The sequence below is a fragment of the Streptomyces sp. NPDC002754 genome (genome assembly GCF_053592315.1).
Genome location: NZ_JBSFVM010000006.1, coordinates 212,152 through 234,656 on the forward strand (window position 1 = coordinate 212,152; position 22,505 = coordinate 234,656).

Sequence of the window (22,505 nt, forward strand, 5' to 3'; positions counted from 1 at the left end):
GATTACTTCGTCTCCTCGGTACGAGAGTGGGACACGGCGGGCTCGTTGCCGCCGAGAAGCAGGTACAGGACGGCCATCCGCGTGTGCACGCCGTTGGCGACCTGCTCGATGACCGTGCAGCGGTCGGAGTCGGCGACCTCGGCGGTGATCTCCATGCCGCGGACCATCGGTCCCGGGTGCATCACGATGGAGTGCTCCGGCATCCGCGCCATGCGGTCGCCGTCGAGCCCGTAGCGGCGCGAGTACTCACGCTCGGTGGGGAAGAACGCGGCGTTCATCCGCTCCCGCTGCACGCGCAGCATCATCACCGCGTCGGACTTGGAGAGGGTCGAATCGAGGTCGTAGGAGACCTCGCAGGGCCAGCTCTCGACGCCGACCGGCACCAGGGTGGGCGGCGCGACGACGGTGACCTCGGCACCGAGCGTGTGCAGCAGGTCGACGTTCGAGCGGGCGACGCGGCTGTGCAGCACGTCGCCGACGATCGTGACGCGCTTGCCGTCGAGGCCCTTGCCGATCCCGGCGTCGGGGCCGACGAGCCGGCGGCGCATCGTGAAGGCGTCGAGCAGCGCCTGCGTGGGGTGCTGGTGGGTGCCGTCACCGGCGTTGATGACGGGCGCGTCGATCCAGCCGGAGGTCGCGAGCCGGTACGGGGCGCCGGACGCGCCGTGCCGGATGACGACGGCGTCGACGCCCATGGCCTCGAGGGTCTGGGCGGTGTCCTTGAGGGACTCGCCCTTGGAGACGCTCGACCCCTTGGCGGCGAAGTTGATGACGTCGGCGGACAGGCGCTTCTCGGCGGCCTCGAACGAGATCCGCGTACGCGTCGAGTCCTCGAAGAACAGGTTGCAGATGGTCCTGCCACGCAGCGCGGGCAGCTTCTTGATGGGCCGGTCGGCGACGCGGGCCATCTCCTCGGCGGTGTCGAGGATGAGGACGGCGTCGTCGCGGGAGAGGTCGGCGGCCGAGATGAGGTGTCGCATCATCTGGGGTGCTCCGTAAGGCAGTTCAGGAGATTCAGGACATACGGGCGCGCGAGGGCACACCTTTCGGGCCGTACGCGGGCGCGCGCACAGCGGAGAAGGGGTGCTACTGCTCGGCCGCCTGGGCGTCCGGCTTGGCACCGAGCAGCACGGCGTCGCGGCCGTCCTCCTCGGCGAGCTGGACCTTGACCGTCTCCCGCAGCGACGTGGGGAGGTTCTTGCCGACGTAGTCGGCACGGATGGGGAGTTCGCGGTGGCCGCGGTCGACGAGGACGGCGAGCTGCACGGCACGCGGGCGCCCGATGTCGTTCAGGGCGTCGAGGGCGGCGCGGATGGTGCGGCCGGAGAAGAGCACGTCGTCGACGAGGACGACGAGTCGGCCGTCGATGCCGCCACCCGGGATCTCGGTGCGGGCGAGCGCGCGCGGCGGGTGCATGCGCAGGTCGTCGCGGTACATCGTGATGTCGAGCGAGCCGACGGGGATGGCGCGGCCGGTGATCTCTTCGAGCTTCTCGGCCAGCCTGCGGGCGAGGAAGACGCCTCGCGTGGGAATGCCCAGGAGGACCACGTCCTCGGCGCCCTTGGCGCGCTCGACGATCTCGTGGGCGATGCGGGTCAGTACCCGCGCGATGTCAGGGCCTTCGAGTACGGGCCGGGCATCGGACTGCTGCGTGTCCATAAGAAACGGACCCCCTTCTCCGCCTCACGGGACGGACCTTAAAGGACGTCGGATTTGCGTCGTCAACAATACCAGCCTCCACAACATCCCTGATCACCCGCTTGGAGGTGCGGGACGGCCGAATTCACGAGAAGGTCGGTACGGACCATTCGGCTTGACGCGGCCAAGTAACGCTGCGTAACCTCACAGTGAGTTACAGCCACGCGGCGCAGCCGCTTAGTGATGCAGTGTCCGGGGAGCTATATGTCCAGCGAATACGCCAAACAGCTCGGGGCCAAACTCCGCGCGATCCGTACCCAGCAGGGCCTTTCCCTCCACGGTGTCGAGGAGAAGTCCCAGGGACGCTGGAAGGCGGTCGTGGTGGGGTCGTACGAGCGCGGCGACCGTGCCGTGACCGTGCAGCGCCTCGCCGAACTGGCGGACTTCTACGGCGTGCCGGTGCAGGAGCTGCTGCCGGGTACCACCCCCGGTGGCGCCGCCGAGCCGCCGCCCAAGCTGCGCCTCGACCTGGAGCGCCTTGCCCACGTGCCGCCGGAGAAGGCCGGTCCGCTGCAGCGTTACGCCGCCACGATCCAGTCGCAGCGCGGTGACTACAACGGCAAGGTGCTCTCCATCCGCCAGGACGACCTGCGCACCCTCGCCGTCATCTACGACCAGTCGCCCTCGGTCCTGACCGAGCAGCTGATCAGCTGGGGCGTGCTCGACGCGGACGCGCGCCGCGCGGTGGCGCACGACGACGTCTGACCCGGCCCGCACGCCGCAGAAACGTCACAGCCCTGAGGGGGCGGAGCGATTGGGCTCCGCCCCCTCAGGGGTTTCCGGGGTCGGCCCGCGCCCTCGGTGTTCCGGCCCCACGCCCTCGGATCCGGGACACCGGCGCACGGCCACGGGGCTCCGCCCCGGACCCCGCGCCTCAAACGCCGGCGGGGCTGAAAATGCCCGGGCAGCCGGGCCGGGCCGCTGGCTTTCGTCCAGGAGCGGGGCTCAAGATGCCCGGGCAGCCGGGCCCCGCTGACTCTCGTCCAAGAGGGGGCTGAAAACGCCCCTCACGTCCGGTACAGGCGTCCGATCACCTCGGGCAGCAGGCGGGCGCTCAAGCGTGGCGGGAGTGCCTGGAGGACCGCGAGGACGGGGGCCATCCGCTCCGGCAGCCGGCCGCCCTCCCCCACCCCGGCGAGGGCGAGCGCGATCTCGACCTCCTGCGAGGTCAGCGTGTCCGGATCCAGCGTTGCCGCCGCCTCGACGACCTCCGGATCCACCCGAACGGGCCCCAGCTCACGAGCCCGTCCCACCGCCTTCTCCAGCTCGGCGAGCAGAATCCGCACGGTCTCCGGTTGCGCGACCGCCGCGGTCACCGTCAGATGCAGCGTGGCCGGTGAGCTCCCGAACGCCGGCTGCGGCTGCAGGTACCAGCCGCTCCCCCGCAGCTCGTCCGCCACCACGAAGACATCGACGTCCGGGTCGTCGGACGCCACGGCGATCAGGGACGCCTCGGGCCGCGCGGCGAGCCGCAGACCGCCGATCCGTTCGACACCGTCGGCGAGCGCGCGGGTCGTCCGGTGTACGCGCGTCGACAGCACCGCGTAACCTTCGGCCCCGACGCGCTCCGTCACCGCCCAGGCCGCCGCGAGGGGCCCGGCCGACTTGGTGCCCTGGAGCGTGGAGTTGACCACGGGGTAGCCGGGCCAGGCGGCGTGCGCGAACCAGCCGTGGCGGCGCAGCTCCGCCTCGCGGAACAGGAGCAGCGAGGCGCCCTTCGCCGTGTACGCGTATTTGTGCAGGTCGACGGAGAGCGACGTCACCCCGGGGACGGACAGGTCGAACTCCGGGACGCCCGCGACGTCCTGCCCCTGCCGCCCCGCGTGCCGCAGGTGCCCGAGGTACCACCCGCCGATGCACGCGTCGACGTGGCACAGCGCCCCGCGCCGCTCCGCCTCCCGCGCCACCTCCACAACCGGGTCGATGACTCCGTGTGCGTACGAGGGGGCGGAGACCACGACCAGGGCGGTGCGCTCGGAGAGCGCCGCGGCCACGTCGGCCGGGCGCACCTTGAAGGTGTCCGGGTCCACGGGGACGCTCACCACGTTCAGGCCGAAGAGTTCGGCGGCCTTGTGGAAGGCGGCGTGCGCGGTCTCGGGCAGCACGAGTTCGGGCTCGGTCACCCCGCGTTCCTTGCGGGCGTACTGACGCGCGGTCAGGACGGCGAGCAGACAGCTCTCGGTGCCGCCGCTGGTGAACGTGCCCGCGCTGCCGCCGAGCAGCGCGGTGGCCCGCCGCACCAGGTCGTTCTCCAGCTCCACGACGCTCGGGAACGCCGTCATGTCCAGCCCGTTGACCCCCGCGAACGCGGCCTGCGCCGCGTTCGCGAGTTCGTCGAGGCCTTCGAGTCCGGAGTCGTAGACGTACGCCATGGTGCGCCCGCCGTGTACCGGAAGGTCGCCCGCGCGCAGCGCGGTCAGCCGCGCCAGGATCGGGTCTTCGGTCGTCATGCGGACTCCGGTGACATGACCAGAACTTAGCGAGGGTCCCCGGAAACGCACCAGGCCCGGAGCAGAACATTGTTCATGTTCTGCTCCGGGCCCACGGAACGATGGTGCGCGCGGCGGCGGGGCTCAGGCCTCGTCGCGGCGCAGGGACGACTTCAGGTCCTTGAAGCGACCCAACAGTCCGTTGATGAACGCCGGGGACTCGTCGGTGGAGAACTCCTTGGCCAGCGAAACGGCCTCGTCGAGCACCACGGCGTCCGGGGTCCCGTCGACCCAGACCAGCTCATAGGCGCCGAGCCGCACGATGTTGCGGTCGACGACCGGCATCCGGTCGAGGGTCCACCCGACGGCGTACTGCGAGATGAGCTCGTCGATCCGGGACGCCTGCTTGGCGTACCCCTCGACCAGCTCCATCGTGTACTCGCTGACCGGTGGCTGCCGCGTGTCGCTGCGGGAGTGCCGGATCCAGTCCGCGAGGACCGTCAGGGGATCGGCGCCGCGCTGGTCTGCCTCGAAGAGGATCTGGAAGGCGCGCTTGCGGGCCGTATTACGGGCAGCCACGGTTAGCTGTTCACCCGGCCGAGGTAGTCGCTCGTGCGGGTGTCGACCTTGATCTTCTCGCCCTGCGTGATGAAGAGCGGGACGCCGATCTGGTGGCCGGTCTCCAGGATGGCGGGCTTGGTGCCGCCGGTGGAGCGGTCGCCCTGGACGCCCGGCTCGGTCTCCTTGATGACGAGCTCGACGGCGGCCGGCAGCTCGACGAAGAGCACCTCGCCCTCGTGCTGCGCGACGGAGGCGGTGAAGCCCTCGATCAGGAAGTTTGCGGCGTCACCGACGGCCTTGCGGTCGACGTGCAGCTGGTCGTACGTCTGCATGTCCATGAACACGAAGTAGTCCCCGTCCATGTACGAGAACTGCATGTCGCGCTTGTCAATGGTGGCCGTCTCGACCTTGACGCCGGCGTTGAACGTCTTGTCGACGACCTTGCCGGAGAGCACGTTCTTGAGCTTGGTGCGCACGAAGGCAGGGCCCTTGCCGGGCTTGACGTGCTGGAACTCGACGACGGACCAGAGCTGGCCCCCGTCGAGCTTGAGCACCAGGCCGTTCTTGAGGTCGTTCGTGGAAGCCACGGTTGCGGAATCTCCTGGACTGACGTGGACGACCCAGGGGCACGCGAGCAGCCTTTGCGGGCTAGAGCGCGAGCAGCTCCTTGGTCGTAATGGTGAGTAGCTCGGGTCCGCCGTCCGCCTCGGGGCGGACGACGAGCGTGTCATCGATCCGGACGCCGCCCCGACCCGGGAGGTGGACCCCCGGCTCGACGGTGACCGGCACACAAGTGTCCAGTTTACCCATGGCTGCAGGGGCCAACTGCGGGTCCTCGTCGATTTCGAGTCCCACACCGTGTCCCGTGAGCGGCGCGAGCCCGTCACCATACCCTGCCGCGTCCAGGACGTGACGGGCGGCCCTGTCCACTTCGCGGCACTCGACGCCGGGCGCCAGACTCTCCCGACCGGCCCGCTGAGCGGCGAATACGAGGTCGTACAGCTCGATCTGCCAGTCCGCGGGCGAGGTTCCGATGACGAACGTACGGCCGATCTCGCAGCGGTAGCCGCGGTACGTCGCGCCCAGGCACACGGAGAGGAAATCCCCCTCTTCGACCCGGCGGTCGGTGGGCCGGTGGGCCACGCGTCCCGAGTTCGGGCCCGTGCCCACGGAGGTGGGGAAGGCGGCGCCGTCGGCGCCGTGGTCGACAAGTCGACGTTCCAGTTCGAGGGCGAGGTGACGCTCCGTGCGGCCGACGAGGATGGACTCGAGCAGTTCGCCGAGTGCCTGGTCGGCGATCTCGGCCGCGATCCGCAGGCAGGAGATCTCCTCCTCGTCCTTGACGAGGCGCAGCTGCTCGACCGCGCTGTTGAGGTCCAGCAGCCGGAGTCGGGGCGCCACCGAGCCGACCGCGCGGTGCCGGGCCACCGTCAGGTGGTGCTCCTCGACGACGAGCGAATCGGCTCCGCGGGCCGCGGCCACGTCCGCGGCGGCGACGGCCGGGTCACCCCCGGGTACGTCCAGGACCTGGACCCGCAGCGCCTCGTCGAGCCTGCCGTCGGCGGGTTCCTCGCTCGGCGCCCGCGCGCACAGCAGGAGGTCGTCACCGCCGCCGAGGTCCCGGCCCAGCAGGAGGACGGCGCCGTTCGGTGCCGTTCCCGCCAGGTAGCGGACGTTGGCGGGCAGCGAGACGAGGGCGGCCGCGCCGCCGCCAGCCGTCGCGCGCTCTCTGAGCCGGTCCCGTCGGGCCGCGTACAACACCTCTGCCATGACGCCGAGCGTACGAGCGGGTGGGCGGGGCGGCCGTATCAGCGCGTCCGGACGGGTCCCTGCGGGGGTCTACGCGTGGGCTACCACTGCGGTGGGCTGGTGATGGCGCGGGCCAGCACCTCGTCCAGGACCTGGGCCGTTCCGGGGACGTCCAGTTGGGAGTTGTCGATGATCGGGAGGCCCGAGCCGTACCAGCCGGCCATCCGCCCGTGGATGCGGGCGACCTCCTCGTCGGTGAGGCGGCGGTTGCCGCTGCGCCGAGAGTTGCGCTCCAGGACGATCTCCAGGCCGGGCAGGAGGACGACGGGCAGCAGGCCGGGGCCGACGTGCCGCTTCCAGCCGCCCAGGCCGACCACCGGCCGGTCCGGGAACACCGCATCGTCGAGGATGCAGGAGATTCCATTCGCCAGAAAGTTGCGCGCCGCGAAACCGCAGGTGCGGCGGGCCAGCCGGTACTGCGCCTCGCTGTTGTCGTTCCACCCCGACTGCGGGTCGGCGAAGCCGGAGCGCACCCATTCCCGTACGTCGTCGAGGCTGATGTGGGCCGTCGGGACGCGTCGGCTCTCCGCCCAGTACTTGGCGACGCTGGTCTTGCCGGCGCCCGCGGGGCCTATGAGCAGTACGGCGAGCGTGGTGGACGTCGAGTCGGCGGGTGCCTGCGCGGGCGGCGGGCTCGGCACGGCGACGGGGGCGCCGGCCGGGAGCTGCACATGGCCGGTGGTCTCGCGCGGCGGCTGCGGCGGTGGCGGGGCGACGGCCGGGGCCTGCGGCGCTTGGATGTGCGGGGGCTGGGCGGGCGGATGGTGCGGCGGCGCTCCGCTGAAGCCCGGCATGCCGGGCGGTGGCGGCAGCGGAGACCCCCCTGCTTGCTGCATCCGGTGCCACTCCATCTCGTACGACGGTCACTTGGGCGCCGGCGAACGGGGCGCTACCGAACGGTACCGTCCCCGGCCGCCGTTGTGTGAACGGCCGGGGAGGTCGCGACGTGCCCGAACGTGAACGGACCGCCCTATTCCGCCACTTCGCCGTACGCGGCGAGCAGTACGGCGGGGTCGGGTCCCTCCAGGACGGTGGGCCTGCCGAGGCCGTCGAGGACGATGAAGCGCAGCAGATCGCCGCGGGACTTCTTGTCGACCTTCATCGTCTCGAGCAGCTTGGGCCACTGGTCGTAGCGGTAGGACAGCGGCAGCCCCACCGACTTCAGGACCGTGCGGTGGCGGTCGGCGGTCGCGTCGTCCAACCGGCCCGCCAGGCGGCCGAGTTCGGCGGCGAAGAGCATGCCGATGGAGACGGCCGCGCCGTGCCGCCACTTGTAGCGCTCGTTCTTCTCGATGGCGTGCGCGAGCGTGTGCCCGTAGTTGAGGATCTCGCGCAGGCCCGCCTCCTTGAGGTCGGACGAGACGACCTCGGCCTTGACCCGGATGGCGCGCTCGATCAGCTCGGCGGTGTGCTCACCCGTGGGCGTACGGGCCGACTCCGGGTCCTCCTCGATGAGTTCGAGGATCCGCTCGTCGGCGATGAACCCGGCCTTGATGACCTCGGCGAGACCGGACACGAAGTCGTGCACCGGCAGCGAGTCGAGGGCGGCCAGGTCGCACAGGACTCCGGCCGGCGGGTGGAAGGAGCCCACCAGGTTCTTGCCCTCGGCGGTGTTGATGCCGGTCTTGCCGCCGACCGCCGCGTCGACCATGGCGAGCACGGTCGTCGGGATGGCGATCCAGCGCACGCCGCGCAGCCAGGTCGCGGCCACGAACCCGGCGAGGTCCGTCGTCGCGCCGCCGCCGACGCCGACGACGACGTCGGAGCGCGTGAAGTTGGACTGCCCGAGGGCCTTCCAGCAGTACGCGGCGACCTCGGCGGTCTTCGCCTCCTCGGCGTTCGGCACCTGGATGGCGATCGCCTCGAAGCCCTGGCCCGCCAGGTCGTCGCGGAGCGCCTCGCCGGTCTCGGCGAGCGCCTCCGGGTGCACGATGGCGACACGCTTGACCTTGTCGCCGATCAACGAGCCCAGCTCACCCAGGAGTTGGCGCCCCACCAGGACCTCGTACGGGTCCGTGCCGGCGGTGCCGCCGACGTGGATACGGGTCACTTCCTCGCTCATGCCTGCTTCAACTCCAGTGCGTCGAGGACCGCTTCGGCGACCTCTTCGGGGGTGCGGCCGTCGGTGGCCACGACCACCCGGGCGACCTCGGTGTACAGATGCCGGCGCGCCTCCATCAACTCCCGCCACTGCTTGCGGGGGTTGACGGCGAGCAGCGGCCGGGCCGTGTTCAGACCGGTGCGCTTGACCGCCTCTTCCACATCCATCGACAAATAGACGATGGTCGGCTGCGCGGCGAGCAGCGCGCGGGTGTCGGCATCGAGGATCGCGCCGCCGCCGAGCGAGAGAACGCCCTCGTGGCCGGCGAGCGCGGTCGCCACGGAGGCCTTCTCCAGCTCCCGGAAGCGCGCCTCGCCCTCGTCGACGAAGATCTCCGCGATGGCGCGGCCCTGTGCGGTGACGATGTCGTCGTCGGTGTCCCGGTAGGCGCAGCCGAGCCGCTCGGCGAGCAGCGCGCCCACCGTCGACTTGCCGACGCCCATCGGTCCTACGAGGACGATCTGCGGGCCGCTCACCGGATCTGGAGGTTGTCGAGGTACGAGGTGACGTTGCGCCGGGTCTCCGGCACGCTGTCGCCGCCGAACTTCTCGGCGACCGCGTCCGCGAGGACGAGCGCGACCATCGCCTCGGCGACGATGCCGGCGGCCGGCACGGCGGAGACGTCGGAGCGCTGGTGGTGGGCCTGCGTGGCCTCGCCGGTGGCGACGTCCACGGTCTGCAGCGCGCGCGGCACGGTCGCGATCGGCTTCATCGCGGCGCGTACCCGCAGCAGCTCACCGGTGGTCAGGCCGCCCTCGGTGCCACCCGCGTGGCCCGTGGTGCGGCGGATGCCGTCGGCCGTCTTCACGATCTCGTCGTGCGCCTGCGAGCCGGGCACGCGCGCCAGCTCGAAGCCGTCGCCGATCTCGACGCCCTTGATGGCCTGGATGCCCATGAGCGCACCGGCCAGGCGCGCGTCGAGCTTGCGGTCCCAGTGCACGTGCGAGCCGAGGCCCACCGGCACGTCGTAGGCGAGGACCTCGACGACGCCGCCGAGCGTGTCGCCGTCCTTGTGGGCCTGGTCGACCTCGGCCACCATCTGCTTCGACGCATCCGCGTCCAGGCAGCGCAGCGGGTCCGCGTCCAGCTTCTCGACATCGGCGGGGGTCGGGTAGACGCCCTGCGGCGCCTTCACCGAGCACAGCTCGACGACGTGGCTGACGATCTCGATGCCGACCGTCTCCTTGAGGTACGACCGGGCGACCGCGCCGAGCGCCACGCGGGCGGCCGTCTCGCGGGCGGAGGCACGCTCCAGAATCGGGCGGGCCTCGTCGAAGCCGTACTTCTGCATGCCCGCGAGGTCGGCGTGGCCGGGCCGGGGGCGGGTCAGCGGCGCGTTGCGCGCCATGTCCTTGAGGATCTCCGGGTCGACCGGGTCACCGGACATGACCTTGTCCCACTTGGGCCACTCGGTGTTGCCGACCATGATCGCGACCGGGGAGCCCATGGTCAGGCCGTGCCGGACGCCGCCCAGGAACGTGACCTCGTCCTGCTCGAATTTCATCCGGGCCCCGCGGCCATAGCCGAGGCGCCTCCGTGCCAGGTGGTCCGCCACCATCTCCGTGGTGATCGGAACGCCGGCGGGAAGACCCTCCAGCGTCGCGACGAGTGCGGGGCCGTGCGACTCCCCCGCGGTCAGCCAGCGCAACCTGCTCAACGGTGCTCCTCATGCTCGCGCTCTGTGTATGGGAACGATCCTCCCATGCCCGCGGAGCCCGGTGTTTCCGGTGTCCGGGGTGCGGACGCCACATGAGACGCGAGCCACACGCGCAAGCGTCAGCCGAGCGCCTTCACGCCCGCCGCGCGCATGGCGGCGAGCACCGGGCGGGTGTCGCCGGTGAACTGCTCGAACTGGAAGACGGCCTGGTGCACGAGCAGGTCGAGCCCGCTGAGCACCGCCCCGCCGCGCCGCTCCCAGGCGGCCGCCAGTGGCGTGGGCCACGGGTCGTAGAGGACGTCGAAGAGCGTGCCGACGCTCTCCGGCACCGCCTCGACCAGGTGGTCCGACCCGCCCTTCGGCGTCGTGGCGATCACCAGCGGGGCCTCGAAGGCCCGCGCCGCGTCGTTCCAGTCCGCCGTGCGGACCTGCACCCCGAGCCGCTCGCCCCAGCCGCGCATCTCGTCGGCGCGCTGCTCGCTGCGTACGTAGGTGACGACCTCGCCGGTGCAGATCCGGGAAAGCGCCGCGAGTGCGGAGGACGCGGTGGCGCCCGCGCCGAGGATCGCCGCCGACTCGACCTTCTCCACGCCGCGCTCGTGCAGCGCCGCGATCAGCCCCGGGATGTCGGTGTTGTCGCCGACCTTCCGCCCGTCCTCCTTGAGGACAACCGTGTTCACGGCCTCCACGGAGCGCGCGGCCTCGGTGATCTCGTCGAGCAGCGGGATCACCGCACGCTTCAGCGGCATCGTCAGCGAGAGGCCGGCCCACTCGGGCCCGAGCCCGGCGAGGAAGGCGGGCAGCGCCGCCTCGTCGGTCTCGAACCGGTCGTACCGCCACTCGTCGAGACCCAGCTCCGCGAACGCCGCGTTGTGCAGCTGCGGCGAGAGCGAGTGGGCGATGGGCGAACCCAGAACCGCCGCCCTGCGCACGTCAGTTGGCCTGGCTGGCATTGAACTTTTCCCTCAGCTTCTCGAACTCGGCGCGGGTCTTGGCGAACTCGGTCTTGTGCATGCCGTCCGTGGCCACGAAGTAGATCCAGCCGCTGTCCGTCGGGGTGATCGTCGCGGCGAGGGCCACGTCGCCGGGGTTGCCGATCGGGCCCGGTGGCAGCCCCTTGCGCGTGTAGGTGTTGTACGGGTCCTTATTGCTGTTGATCTCGGACTCGCCGATGTTGATGTTGCTCTGATTCTTGAGGTAGTTGAAGGTCGAGTCGAACTGCAGGAGCTGGTTGGTCTCCGTGTTCGAGGTCTTGAGGCGGTTGTAGACGACCTCGGCCATCTTCCGGAAGTCGTCGTGCGTCTTGCCCTCGGCCTGGACGAGGCTCGCGACGGTGAGCACCTGCCACGGGCTGTCGAGGTGCAGCTTCTTGGCCTCGCCCTCGAGGTCGAGGCGCTCGTACTTGTCGTTGGCCCGCGAGACCATGTCCTTCAGGACCTCCTCGGGCTTCATGCCCTTGGCGGCCGCGTAGCTCGACGGGTAGAGGAAGCCCTCCAGCGGGTCCTTCACCGTGCGGTGGTCCAGCGCCCAGTCGGGCAGGCCGAAGTCCTTGTAGTCCTTCTTCGCGACCTTGGCCGTGGTGCCCTTGGAGACCTTGAGCTTCTTGTCGATCAGCTCGTAGACCTTGGCGTTGCGCCAGCCCTCGGGGATCGTCAGGTTGGCGTGGCTCTCCGGGCTGAGCAGCAGGTCGACGGCGCTCGACGCGGACATCCGCCGCTCCATGACGTACGCGCCGTCCTGGATCGACTTGCCCTTCGGGTCCGCCGACTGGGCGGCGACGAACGCGTCGACGCTCTGTACGACGCCGGCGTCCTTGAGCTTCTGCCCGATGGTGTAGCCGCCGGAGCCCTTCGGGATGACGACGGTGACCTGCTCGCCGTTGCCCTCGCCCGCGTAGTCCGGCGCCGCGCCGAAACGATCCTGGTAGAACTGGTAGCCGAAGTAGCCGACGCCGCCGACAGCGGTCGCGAAGATCGCCGTGAGGACCAGGCACGCGCAGCCGCTGCGCCGCTTCTTCGGCTTCTTGCCGCCGCGGCCCCGGCGACCGGCGCGGCCCTCGTCGTAGTCGTCCTCGTCGTCACCGCCGCCGTTGAAGAACGCTTCCTCGCCCTGGTCGGGGCCGGCGTCCCAGCCGGTCCCCGGGTCCTGCGGGCGGCGGTGGCCGGGCGGCTCCGGCGGCGGGTAGGCGCCGGGGGTGTTGTAGTAGTCCGGCTCCTCGCCGTTGTACGCGGCGTGCTGACCGGTGCCGTAGGGGTCCGCGGGGTCCACGCCGTAGGGCGGCTGCCCCTGCGAGCCGGTGTCCCAGTCCCAGCCACCGTTCTGGCCCTGCTGGCCGCCGTACGACTGCTGACCGTAGCCGGGGTGCTGCCCGTATCCGGGGTCCTGGCCGTAACCGGGGTCCTGCCCGTAGCCGTAGCCCTGCTGACCGTTGGTGTCCCAGTCACCGCCGTAGGCCTGCTGCGGGTCGTAACCACCCTGGCCGCCGTAGGCAGCCTGGCCGTGCCCGGCCTGCTGCCCCCATCCCTGGTCCCCGTACAGCGGGTCCGCGGGATGCCACGGTTCGGAGCCTTGGCCCCGGCCATACTCAGTCATCGGTCCCCTACAAGCCGCGAGGCGGGATGGGCCGCTGTCCGATCTGGAAGGTCACCCGTTCCGCCTCTTGATGCTGTGCGGCGGCTATTCGAACACCGCCGATCGCGCGGAACGTTACCGTATCGCGATCAGACAACCACTTCGACGCCCTCGCCAGGGGGGTTTCCTGACGCCCGTTCGGACTCCAGAGCCTGCTGGAGGATGATGACGGCGGCCGCCTGGTCGATGACAGAGCGGCCCTTTTTGGACTTAACACCGCTGGCCCGCAGGCCCTGACTCGCCGTCACTGTGGTCATCCTCTCGTCGAGAAGTCTCACTGGAACGGGTGCCACGCCCCGGGCGAGTTCCTGGGCGAAGCCGCGGACCTTGGCTGCCGCCGGGCCCTCGCCGCCCTTGAGGGAGCGAGGGAGTCCGACGACGATCTCGATCGGCTCGTACTCCTCGGCGATCTGGCGCAGCCGCCGGTGGGCGGCCGGGACGTCGCGTCCCGGCACGGTCTCCACCGGCGTCGCGAGGATTCCGTCGGGGTCGCAGGACGCGACCCCGATCCGGGCGTCCCCGACGTCGATCGACAGGCGGCGGCCTCGGCGCATCAGTTCGCGGTCTCCGCGACGAGGCGCTCGACGGCTTCGACGGCCTCGCCGATCGCGGCCGGGTTCTGGCCGCCACCCTGCGCGACGTCCGGCTTGCCGCCGCCACCGCCGCCGAGGGTCTTCGCGGCCGTACGGACCAGGTCGCCGGCCTTGAGGCCCCGGTCGCGCGCGGCGTCGTTGGTGGCGATGACCGTGAGCGGCTTGCCGTTCGCCGTGGTGAAGAGGGCGACGACCGCGGGGCGGCCGCCCTGGATACGGCCGCGCACGTCGAGGACCAGCTTGCGCAGGTCGTCGGCGGATGTGCCGTCCGGGACCTGGCCGGTGACCACGGCGACGCCGCGGACGTCCTTGGCGGAGTCGGCGAGACCGGCGGCGGCCTGGAGGACCTTCTCCGCGCGGAACTTCTCGATCTCCTTCTCGGCGTCCTTGAGCTTGCCGAGCATCGCGGAGACCTTGTCGGGCAGCTCCTCGGAGCGGCCCTTGATCAGCTCCTGGAGCTGGGCGACGACCGTGTGCTCCTTGGCGAGGAAGCTGTACGCGTCGACGCCGACGAGGGCCTCGATGCGGCGCACGCCGGAGCCGATGGAGGACTCGCCGAGCAGCTTCACCAGACCCAGCTGGGCGGTGTTGTGCACGTGCGTGCCGCCGCACAGTTCCTTGGAGAAGTCGCCGATGGTGACGACGCGGACCCGCTCGCCGTACTTCTCGCCGAACTCGGCGATGGCGCCCTGCTTCTTGGCCTCGTCGATCGACATGACCTCGGCCTGCACGTCGAGCTCGTGCGCGAGGACTTCGTTGATCTTCTGCTCGACGTCCGTCATCACGGCCGTGGGCACGGCGGACGGCGAACCGAAGTCGAAGCGGAAGCGGCCCGGCTGGTTCTCCGAACCGGCCTGCGCGGCCGTCGGGCCGAGCGCGTCGCGCAGCGCCTGGTGCGTGAGGTGCGTCGCGGAGTGGGCGCGGGCGATGGCGCGGCGGCGGGCCACGTCGATGATCGCCTGCGCCGGGGCGCCGACGGTCACCTCGCCGACCTGCACGACGCCCTTGTGGACGTACACGCCGGGGACCGGCTTCTGGCAGTCGCGGATCTCGATGACCGCGCCGTTGTCCAGCTTGATGCGGCCGGTGTCGCCGATCTGGCCACCGCCCTCGGCGTAGAACGGGGTGCGGTCGAGCACGACCTCCACCTCGTCGCCCTCGGTGGCGGCCGGCGAGGAGACGCCGTTCACCAGCAGGCCGACGACGCGGGACTCGCCCTCGGTCGACGCGTAGCCGATGAAGTCCGTGGCACCCGCGGCGTCGGCGATCTCGCGGTACGCGCCGACGTTGACGTGGCCCGTCTTCTTGGCCTGAGCGTCCGCCTTGGCGCGCTCCCGCTGCTCCTTCATCAGGCGCCGGAAGCCGTCCTCGTCCACGGACAGGCCCTGCTCGGCGGCCATCTCCAGGGTGAGGTCGATCGGGAAGCCCCACGTGTCGTGGAGCAGGAACGCCTTGTCGCCGGCGAGGACCGACTTGCCCGCGGCCTTCGTCTCGGTGACGGCGGTGTCCAGGATGTTCGTGCCGCCCTTGAGGGCCTTGAGGAACGCGGCCTCCTCGGCGAGCGCGACCGTCTCGATGCGCTTGCGGTCGGAGATCAGCTCCGGGTACTGCTGCCCCATCGTGTCGACCACGATGTCGACGAGGTCCTGGACGACCGGGCCGGTGGCGCCCATGAGGCGCATGTTGCGGATGGCGCGGCGCATGATGCGGCGCAGCACGTAGCCGCGGCCCTCGTTGCCGGGGGTGACGCCGTCACCGATGAGCATCACGGAGGTGCGCATGTGGTCGGCGACCACACGCATCGAGACGTCGGTGTCGTGCTTGTGGCCGTACTGGACACCGGTGAGTTCGGTGGCCTTGTCCATGACGACGCGCAGGGTGTCGGTCTCGTACATGTTCTGTACGCCCTGCAGGATCATCGCGAGGCGTTCGAGGCCGAGACCCGTGTCGATGTTCTGCGACGGCAGGTCGCCGAGGATCTCGAAGTCGTCCTTGCCGGTGCCCGGACCGCGCTCGTACTGCATGAAGACCAGGTTCCAGATCTCCACGTAACGCTCGTCGTTGACCGCCGGGCCGCCCTCTTCGCCGAACTCGGGGCCGCGGTCGTAATTGATCTCGGAGCACGGGCCGCAGGGGCCGGGGACGCCCATGGACCAGTAGTTGTCGGCCTTGCCCAGGCGCTGGATGCGCTCCTTCGGTACGCCGACGACCTCGTGCCAGATGCGCTCGGCCTCGTCGTCGTCGAGGTAGACGGTGACCCAGAGCTTCTCCGGCTCCAGGCCGTAACCACCGTCCGCCACGGAGCTGGTGAGCAGCTCCCAGGCGTACTTGATGGCGCCTTCCTTGAAGTAGTCGCCGAAGGAGAAATTGCCGCACATCTGGAAGAACGTGCCGTGCCGCGTGGTCTTGCCGACCTCTTCGATGTCCGGCGTGCGCACGCACTTCTGGACGGAGGTGGCGCGCGGCGCTGGCGGCTTGACCTCACCCAGGAAGTAGGGCTTGAACGGGACCATGCCCGCGGGAACGAGCAGCAGAGTCGGGTCGTCCGCGATGAGCGACGCCGAGGGCACGACCTTGTGGCCACGCTCCTCGAAGAAGCTCAGCCAGCGGCGACGGATTTCAGCCGACTCCATCAGTGGTCCTCATTCCGATTGTTGATCGAGTACCTGGTGTTCTCGAGGTACTTGGGTTGCTTGGTGTTCGTGTTCAACGTCTTCTGGCTGAACGGGTTCTGGATGACCGCGAAGCGGCGCTGCGGCAGCTCCGCGGGATCCGGCTGCTCGTTGATGCCGAGGGCGTCGCCCAGTTCGGCCTCGCGTTCGGCCATGTTGTCGCGGACGTCGAGAGCGAAGTCCTTGAGCTTGTGGCCCGCTTCGACCGCCTTGTTGGCCGCCTGGGCCGCGAGGCTCTCCGGCGTCAGCTGCTTGATCTTGCGGTTGACCTTGGTGGTGGCCCATACGCCGGCGGCTGCGCCCGCGGTGAACCAGAACGTACGGCGGAACATGTCTTCGGTCAGTCCCTCTTGTTCCGGTTGGCCCGCTTGGCCCGCCGCGCCTCGGGGAACGAACGCCCCACGATCACGGTACGGCGCGGCTCCTTGGCGGGCGCGTCCTTGCCCCGGCCACCGATGGCCCGGCGCACTCCGTAGCCGAACGCGGCCACCTTGACCAGCGGGCCGCCGAAGGTGGAGGCCACGGTGGAGGAGAGCGCCGACGCGTTCGACGTGACTTCCTGGACGTCCGAGGCGATCGAGTCGACACGGTCGATCTGGGTCTGCGCGGAGCGCACCGCGGAGGAGGCGTCGGCGAGCAGCGGGACGGCCTGTTCGGTCACGTCCGCGACCAGCTTGGTGGTGGCCCTGAGCGTCTGGGCCAGCCTCACGAGCGCCACCGCGAGGAAGGAGACCAGGATCGCCCAGAAGACAGCCACCAGAATCCCGGCAACCTCTCCACCGGACACGTGGCACCGCTCCCTAGCTCGGTACGAAAGCTGTATGAACGCACAGCCGCTGAACATCAAAAAGTCGTCCCCCGAGCCTATCGCGCCCGACCCCGCGCTCCGTACCGCATTCGCGTCCCGAGCGGTGGACATTCGGGAGAGTGATTGTACGGACCGCGCACGCCTGAGTACGCTCTGTGCCCCATGCGACGCACTTCGCGCCCCACAGATGTCCCCGCCGGTCCCCCACAACCCGGCAACCTCCCCCACGAACTCAATCGTTTCATCGGCCGCGCCGCCGAACTCGCGGCGCTGACAGCGGCCCTGGAGTCGGGCCGCCTGGTCACGGTCACCGGGGTCGGCGGTGTCGGCAAGTCCCGCTTCGCCGCCCACGGCGCCGCTCGGGTCCCGCGGTCCCTGCGCCCCGACGGGGTGTGGCGGGTGGAGCTGGCGACCGTGCGGCTGCCGGAGCTCGTCGAGTACACGCTCGCCGAGGCCCTCGGCCTCACCGACCACACCACCCGCGCTCCCCGCCAGGTCCTGGTGGACCACCTCGCCGAGCGTCGGCTGGTGCTCGTGCTCGACGGGTTCGAACACCTCGTCGACGCGTGCGCCTCCCTCATACGCGACCTGCTGCGCGCCGCACCGGGCCTTCGGGTGATCGCGGTGGGCCGCAGGCCGCTCGCCATCGACGGGGAGCGGGTGTTCCCCCTGGCGCCACTGACACCGACGGACGCGGCGGAGCTGTTCGAGGACCGGGCCGGGTCGCTGCTGCCCGGGTTCCGGCTCGACGGGCGCACGATGATCGACGTACTGGAGGTGTGCCGGCACCTCGACTGTCTGCCGCTCGCGGTGGAACTCGCGGCCGGGCGGCTGCGGGTGCTGTCGCCTGCGCAGCTGATGGAGCGGCTCGACGACCGGTTCCGGCTGCTCAGGGGCGGCGGCAGGGATGCGCTGCCGCGCCATCAGACGCTGCGCACCACGATCGGCTGGAGCCATGAACTGTGCGCGCCCCAGGAGCGGTTGCTGTGGGCGCGCCTTTCGGTGTTCTCAGGCTCGTTCGACCTGGAGGCGGCGGAGTACGTCTGTGGCGGCGCGGGCCTGCCCGCGGACGACATCGTCGACGTCCTCGACGAGCTGCTCGCGCAGTCCGTGGTCGTCCGCGAGGAGGCACGGGGCGAGGCCCGCTACCGGATGCTCGACACGGTGCGCGCGTACGGGGCCGAGTGGCTGGACAGCCTGGGCGACGGCCGCCGGATGCGGCGCATGCACCGCGACTGGTACATGGGCCTGGCCACCTGGTGCGAGCTGGACTGGTTCTCGCCGCGGCAGGGCGAGTTGGCGGCCCGGATCGAGACGGAGCTGCCGAATCTGCGGGCGGCCCTCGAACACTGCCTGACCGAACCGGGCGAGACGCACCTGGGCCAGTACCTGGCGGGCACGCTCTGGTTCTACTGGGCGGGCTGCGGGCGGCTCGCCGAGGGACGGCACTGGCTGGACCGCAGCGTCGGCCTGGACGTCGAGTTCGACGACGGTGACGTCCCCCCCGGCCTCGTCGAAGAGGACTTGGAGCACGGGGAACACAGGGAGCACGGGGAGTACAAGGCCTCGCGCCTCAAGGCGCTGTGGGTGCTCGGCTACGTGGCGATCCTGCAAGGTGACACGGTGCCCGCGCTCGCCGCGCTGCAGGAGTGCCGCGAGGAGGCGGAGCGCTCCGGCGACGCGACGGCGCTCGCGTACGCGCTGCACCGCACCGGTTGCCTGGGCCTGGTCACCGACGACTTGCCGCGCGCCGAGGACCTGCTGCGCACCGCGCTGGCCGGCTACCGGGAGCTCGGCGAGCTCAACAGCAACGTACTGATGGGCCAGGTCGAGTTGGCGATGGCGCTCGCCTTCCAGGGCGATCTGACGGAGGCCGTCGCGCTGTGCGCGGATGTCCAGCAGGTGTGCGAGGACCACGGGGAGCGCTGGACCCTCGCGTACGCGCTCTATGTGCTGGCATACGCGCGGTGGGCGGAGGCCGATTACGCGCAGGCCCGGCACATGCTCGACGCGTGCCTGGCGATCGGGCACGAGTTCCACGATCTGCTGGGCACGGTGCTGTCGATGGAGCTGCTGGCCCTGGTCACGGTCGAGGAGGGGGACGCCGTCGAGGCCGCGGTGCTGCAGGGGGCGGCTGCCCGGATGTGGTCCTCAGTGGGGCTGCCGCTGTTCGGCTCGGTGCACTACAACAGGCCGCACGAGCTGTGCGAGGCGCGGGCGCGGCAGGTGCTCGGCGACGCCCGATTCGCCGAACTCCTGCGCTCGGGCGAGCAGTTGGAGCACGACGAGGCGGTGACGCGCGCGCTGAGCCGCGGCCGGGGCCAGCGCCCGGCGCCAGCGGTGCCGCATCCGGCGCGCCCTGCGGAACCGGCCCGGGACACACGCGAACCCGCCGCCTCGCACACCTGGAAGGGCGGCGAGACGGCGGGCTGAAACGCAGGTGGGACTACGTCCGCTCTCCGGTGAGGGAGATCAGCGGGCGTAGTACTCGACGACGAGCTGCTCGTCGCAGATCACGGGGATCTCCTTGCGGTTCGGGTCACGGTCCAGGCGGAAGGCCAGAGCCTTCAGGTTCACCTGGAGGTAACGCGGGGTCTCGCCGTCGGGGGCGAAGCCACCCTCACGCGCGACCTGGAACAGCGGCTTGTTGCGGCTGCGCTCGCGGACCATCACGACGTCGTCGGGACGGACACGGAACGACGGCTTGTCGACCTTCTGGCCGTTGACCTCGATGTGGCCGTGGCCGACCATCTGACGGGCCTGGTAGATCGTGCGGGCGATGCCCGAACGCAGAACCAGGGCGTCGAGACGACGCTCGAGCTCGATGACCAGGGCCTCGCCGGTCTTGCCTTCGGCCTTCTTGGCGCGGTCGTAGGCGCGCGCCATCTGCTTCTCGCTCAGGTCGTACTGCGCGCGCAGACGCTGCTTCTCGAGCAGACGGACCTTGTAGTCCGAGTTCTGCTTGCGGCCACGGCCGTGCTCGCCCGGCGGGTAGGGGCGGGCCTCGAAGTACTTGACAGCCTTCGGGGTGAGCGCGATGCCGAGGGCACGCGACTTCTTGACCTTGGGGCGGGACTGGTTCGGCATGAACCAAACACCTCGTGTTTCTGATGCGAATACGGCTTCACCAGGGGTCGGGGAGGTCGCAATCCGCAGCCCGGGAAACCCACCGCTGTCCTTGCGGACGGTCGGCAGGCAGCCGCTCCCAGGTCTGGGCACATACGTGCAGCACGCGAGTGGCCCACCGACCGGGCCCCGGGCCCTTGCGGGCCGGGCTGGTGGTGGGCTGCCCGCGACACCTTCGACGGTGCGCGACGCTCCTGGATCTCCTGTGCCGTGCGGAGACCGCACGGTTCGGGGGATCCGGCTTGATGTCCCGCTCTGGTGGTGCCGGTCTCCCTTTCGGGATGCCGGACACGGGACACAGCACTTCGGGGCAGTCTACCGGATCAGTCGGACCCCTCGCCGCCAGGGCCCCCGAGCCGCTCGCGGACCCGCTCCACCACGTCCGCGTACCGGGCCTCCGCCCCGTAGCGCGTCGGCTGGTAGTAGCGGCGGCCCGCTATCGCGTCCGGCGCGTACTGCTGGGCGGCGATCCCGCCGGGCACATCGTGCGGGTACACATAGCCCTGCGCGTGGCCCAGCTTGGCGGCGCCCTTGTAGTGCCCGTCGCGCAGGTGCGGCGGCACGGGTCCTGCCAGGCCCTTGCGTACGTCCTCCATGGCGGCACCGATCGCCGTCGTCGCCGCGTTCGACTTCGGGGCCAGGGCGAGGGCGATGGTCGCGTGGCTCAGGGTGAGCGCCGCCTCCGGGAAGCCGATCATCGCGACGGCCTGGGCGGCGGCGACGGCGGTCGGCAGGGCCGTCGGATCGGCGAGGCCGATGTCCTCGCTCGCGGAGATCATCAGGCGGCGGGCGATGAAGCGGGGGTCCTCGCCGGCCTCGATCATGCGGGCCAGGTAGTGCAGCGCCGCGTCCACGTCCGAACCGCGGATGGACTTGATGAGGGCGCTCGCCACGTCGTAGTGCTGGTCCCCGTCCCGGTCGTAGGTCACCGCCGCGCGGTTGACCGACTCCTCGACGCTTTCGAGGGTGATGGTCTCCTCGCCCTTGGCGATGGCCGCTCCGGCCGCCGCCTCCAGGGCGGTGAGCGCGCGCCGGGCGTCGCCGCCGGCCACCCGCAGGATGTGCCCCTCCGCGTCCTCGGCGAGCGTCACCGCGCCGGCGAGGCCGCGCTCCTCGGTGAGCGCCCGCGCGAGCAGTCCGCGCAGGTCGTCATCGGTGAGCGATTCGAGGGTGAGCAGGAGGGATCGGGACAGCAGCGGGGAGATCACCGAGAAGTACGGGTTCTCCGTGGTCGCCGCGATCAGCGTCACCCAGCGGTTCTCGACGGCGGGCAGCAGGGAGTCCTGCTGGGCCTTGCTGAAGCGGTGGATCTCGTCGAGGAAGAGGACGGTCTCCTTGCCGTGCCCGCCCATCGCGCGCCGGGCGCCCTCGATGACGGCGCGCACTTCCTTGACGCCCGAGGTGATCGCGGACAGCTCCACGAACCGCTTGTTCGTCGCCTTGGACACCACGTACGCGAGCGTCGTCTTGCCGATGCCCGGCGGGCCCCAGAGGATCACCGAGGAGGCGCCCGCGGGGCCGGATCCGCCCTCCCCGACGAGACGGCGCAGCGGCGAGCCCTGCTTGAGCAGGTGCTGCTGCCCGACGACCTCGTCGAGGGTGCGCGGGCGCATCCGGACGGCCAGGGGGCTCGCGGTCGGGTCCTTCTCCTGGCGGTCTTCGGCTGCGGCGGTGAACAGATCGGGTTCCACGATCAGAACCCTAAGTCACGCCACTGACAACGCCGCGGGCGCCGGTCGGTGCCGGGCCGCTCAGGCCCAGAGGCTGGAGCCCCAGCGCGTGAAGATCAGTACGACGAGGATGCCGATGTGCAGCACCGGCAGGGCCCAGGTGAAGTCCTCGAAGAACGTCTTGACCGGGCGTGGCGCCGGCAGGAAGCCGTTGCGGAAGTTGAACGACGTGACGTACCAGAACATCAGGATCGTGGCGACCCAGGCGAGGCTGCACCACAGGCACAGCGCGTTGATCCGGTACAGGGACTGGAACTGCAGCCAGGTCACGAATCCGACGCCGAAGAGGCAGCCGAAGTTGAAGGTCAGCCAGTACCAGCGCGGGAACCGCGCGCGGGCCAGCAGGCTCATGCCGACGCCGATCACGATGGCGTAGGTGACGAGGCCGAGCCACGGGTTCGGGAAGCCGAAGGCCGTCGCCTGCTCGCTCTTCATGATGTTGCCGCAGGAGATGACCGGGTTCAGGGAGCAGCCCGGCGTGAAGTTCGGGTCCTCGGCCAGCTTGAGCTTGTCGAGCGTGATGATCCACGCGGCGAGCAGTCCGGCCGCCCCCGTGATCACCAGAAGCAGCCCGAAAGCCCGGCTGCCGCCGACGGATCGCGGTGCGGGGTCGCCACCGACGTCACGGGAGACGGTGTCGCTTACTGTCGTCGTCTTGCTCATCACGCCGATCCGTAGGTGAGTACGCGA

General features: G+C 70.6%; 21 protein-coding genes. 2 read left to right on the forward strand and 19 right to left on the reverse strand.

Features of this window, described 5'->3' with window-relative positions; translation table 11 throughout:
• Nucleotides 1-2 precede the first annotated feature (2 nt).
• A complete protein-coding gene (locus tag ACWD2L_RS16515) occupies nt 3-983 on the reverse strand; it encodes an aspartate carbamoyltransferase catalytic subunit (protein ID WP_351335550.1) in 981 nt (326 codons plus the stop codon).
• Nucleotides 984-1,086: 103 nt separating this feature from the next.
• On the reverse strand, nt 1,087-1,659 hold the full coding sequence (gene pyrR / locus ACWD2L_RS16520) for a bifunctional pyr operon transcriptional regulator/uracil phosphoribosyltransferase PyrR (RefSeq protein WP_351335547.1): 573 nt from the start codon (nt 1,657-1,659) through the stop codon (nt 1,087-1,089).
• A 243-nt stretch (nt 1,660-1,902) separates the two neighbouring features.
• On the opposite strand from pyrR, the gene bldD reads away from it, so the two are divergent.
• Complete coding sequence (gene bldD / locus ACWD2L_RS16525) at nt 1,903-2,403, forward strand: transcriptional regulator BldD (RefSeq protein WP_266721805.1); 501 nt, start codon at nt 1,903-1,905, stop codon at nt 2,401-2,403.
• A gap of 302 nt (nt 2,404-2,705) precedes the next feature.
• On the opposite strand, the gene ACWD2L_RS16530 is transcribed toward bldD, so the two are convergent.
• From ACWD2L_RS16530 to ACWD2L_RS16595, 14 genes are all read right to left on the reverse strand, one after another.
• Nucleotides 2,706-4,148, reverse strand: coding sequence for a pyridoxal phosphate-dependent decarboxylase family protein (locus tag ACWD2L_RS16530; protein ID WP_351335543.1), 1,443 nt, complete (start codon nt 4,146-4,148; stop codon nt 2,706-2,708).
• 123 nt (nt 4,149-4,271) lie between these two features.
• Complete coding sequence (nusB, locus tag ACWD2L_RS16535) at nt 4,272-4,706, reverse strand: transcription antitermination factor NusB (protein WP_351335540.1); 435 nt, start codon at nt 4,704-4,706, stop codon at nt 4,272-4,274.
• A gap of 2 nt (nt 4,707-4,708) precedes the next feature.
• Complete coding sequence (gene efp / locus ACWD2L_RS16540) at nt 4,709-5,275, reverse strand: elongation factor P (protein WP_351335537.1); 567 nt, start codon at nt 5,273-5,275, stop codon at nt 4,709-4,711.
• A 61-nt stretch (nt 5,276-5,336) separates the two neighbouring features.
• Nucleotides 5,337-6,458 (reverse strand): M24 family metallopeptidase, encoded by a 1,122-nt coding sequence (locus ACWD2L_RS16545; RefSeq protein WP_351335535.1) that lies wholly within the window; start codon nt 6,456-6,458, stop codon nt 5,337-5,339.
• 80 nt (nt 6,459-6,538) lie between these two features.
• Entirely contained in the window at nt 6,539-7,333 is a 795-nt protein-coding gene (locus ACWD2L_RS16550) for an AAA family ATPase (RefSeq protein ID WP_351335532.1), read from the reverse strand.
• A 134-nt stretch (nt 7,334-7,467) separates the two neighbouring features.
• Entirely contained in the window at nt 7,468-8,559 is a 1,092-nt protein-coding gene (gene aroB / locus ACWD2L_RS16555) for a 3-dehydroquinate synthase (protein WP_351335529.1), read from the reverse strand.
• Nucleotides 8,556-9,074 carry a shikimate kinase gene (locus tag ACWD2L_RS16560; protein ID WP_351335526.1) on the reverse strand — a complete coding sequence of 173 codons (519 nt, stop codon included), beginning with the start codon at nt 9,072-9,074 and terminating at the stop codon, nt 8,556-8,558. Before ACWD2L_RS16560 ends, aroB begins: the two co-directional genes overlap by 4 nt.
• Nucleotides 9,071-10,255, reverse strand: coding sequence for a chorismate synthase (gene aroC, locus ACWD2L_RS16565; protein WP_351335523.1), 1,185 nt, complete (start codon nt 10,253-10,255; stop codon nt 9,071-9,073). Before aroC ends, ACWD2L_RS16560 begins: the two co-directional genes overlap by 4 nt.
• 119 nt (nt 10,256-10,374) lie before the next feature.
• Nucleotides 10,375-11,208: a shikimate dehydrogenase gene (locus tag ACWD2L_RS16570; protein ID WP_351335520.1), complete on the reverse strand. Its 834-nt coding sequence runs from the start codon at nt 11,206-11,208 to the stop codon at nt 10,375-10,377.
• A complete protein-coding gene (mltG, locus tag ACWD2L_RS16575; protein WP_351335517.1) occupies nt 11,189-12,847 on the reverse strand; it encodes an endolytic transglycosylase MltG in 1,659 nt (552 codons plus the stop codon). The genes ACWD2L_RS16570 and mltG overlap by 20 nt, the downstream gene beginning before the upstream one ends.
• A 128-nt stretch (nt 12,848-12,975) precedes the next feature.
• On the reverse strand, nt 12,976-13,440 hold the full coding sequence (gene ruvX / locus ACWD2L_RS16580) for a Holliday junction resolvase RuvX (protein ID WP_351335514.1): 465 nt from the start codon (nt 13,438-13,440) through the stop codon (nt 12,976-12,978).
• Nucleotides 13,440-16,112 carry an alanine--tRNA ligase gene (gene alaS / locus ACWD2L_RS16585; protein ID WP_351335512.1) on the reverse strand — a complete coding sequence of 891 codons (2,673 nt, stop codon included), beginning with the start codon at nt 16,110-16,112 and terminating at the stop codon, nt 13,440-13,442. The genes ruvX and alaS overlap by 1 nt, the downstream gene beginning before the upstream one ends.
• Nucleotides 16,112-16,483: a DUF6167 family protein gene (locus ACWD2L_RS16590; RefSeq protein WP_351335509.1), complete on the reverse strand. Its 372-nt coding sequence runs from the start codon at nt 16,481-16,483 to the stop codon at nt 16,112-16,114. The genes alaS and ACWD2L_RS16590 overlap by 1 nt, the downstream gene beginning before the upstream one ends.
• A gap of 8 nt (nt 16,484-16,491) precedes the next feature.
• Entirely contained in the window at nt 16,492-16,938 is a 447-nt protein-coding gene (locus ACWD2L_RS16595; protein ID WP_351335507.1) for a DUF948 domain-containing protein, read from the reverse strand.
• Nucleotides 16,939-17,121: 183 nt separating this feature from the next.
• On the opposite strand from ACWD2L_RS16595, the gene ACWD2L_RS16600 reads away from it, so the two are divergent.
• On the forward strand, nt 17,122-19,392 hold the full coding sequence (locus ACWD2L_RS16600) for an ATP-binding protein (RefSeq protein WP_351335505.1): 2,271 nt from the start codon (nt 17,122-17,124) through the stop codon (nt 19,390-19,392).
• A gap of 39 nt (nt 19,393-19,431) precedes the next feature.
• Here the strand turns inward: ACWD2L_RS16600 and rpsD are convergent, their stop codons facing one another.
• From rpsD to ACWD2L_RS16615, 3 genes are all read right to left on the reverse strand, one after another.
• Entirely contained in the window at nt 19,432-20,046 is a 615-nt protein-coding gene (gene rpsD / locus ACWD2L_RS16605) for a 30S ribosomal protein S4 (protein ID WP_351335503.1), read from the reverse strand.
• A gap of 362 nt (nt 20,047-20,408) precedes the next feature.
• Entirely contained in the window at nt 20,409-21,776 is a 1,368-nt protein-coding gene (locus ACWD2L_RS16610; protein ID WP_351335500.1) for a replication-associated recombination protein A, read from the reverse strand.
• A gap of 60 nt (nt 21,777-21,836) precedes the next feature.
• Nucleotides 21,837-22,478, reverse strand: a complete 642-nt coding sequence (locus ACWD2L_RS16615) for a vitamin K epoxide reductase family protein (RefSeq protein WP_351335497.1) — start codon at nt 22,476-22,478, stop codon at nt 21,837-21,839.
• Nucleotides 22,479-22,505: the final 27 nt, after the last annotated feature.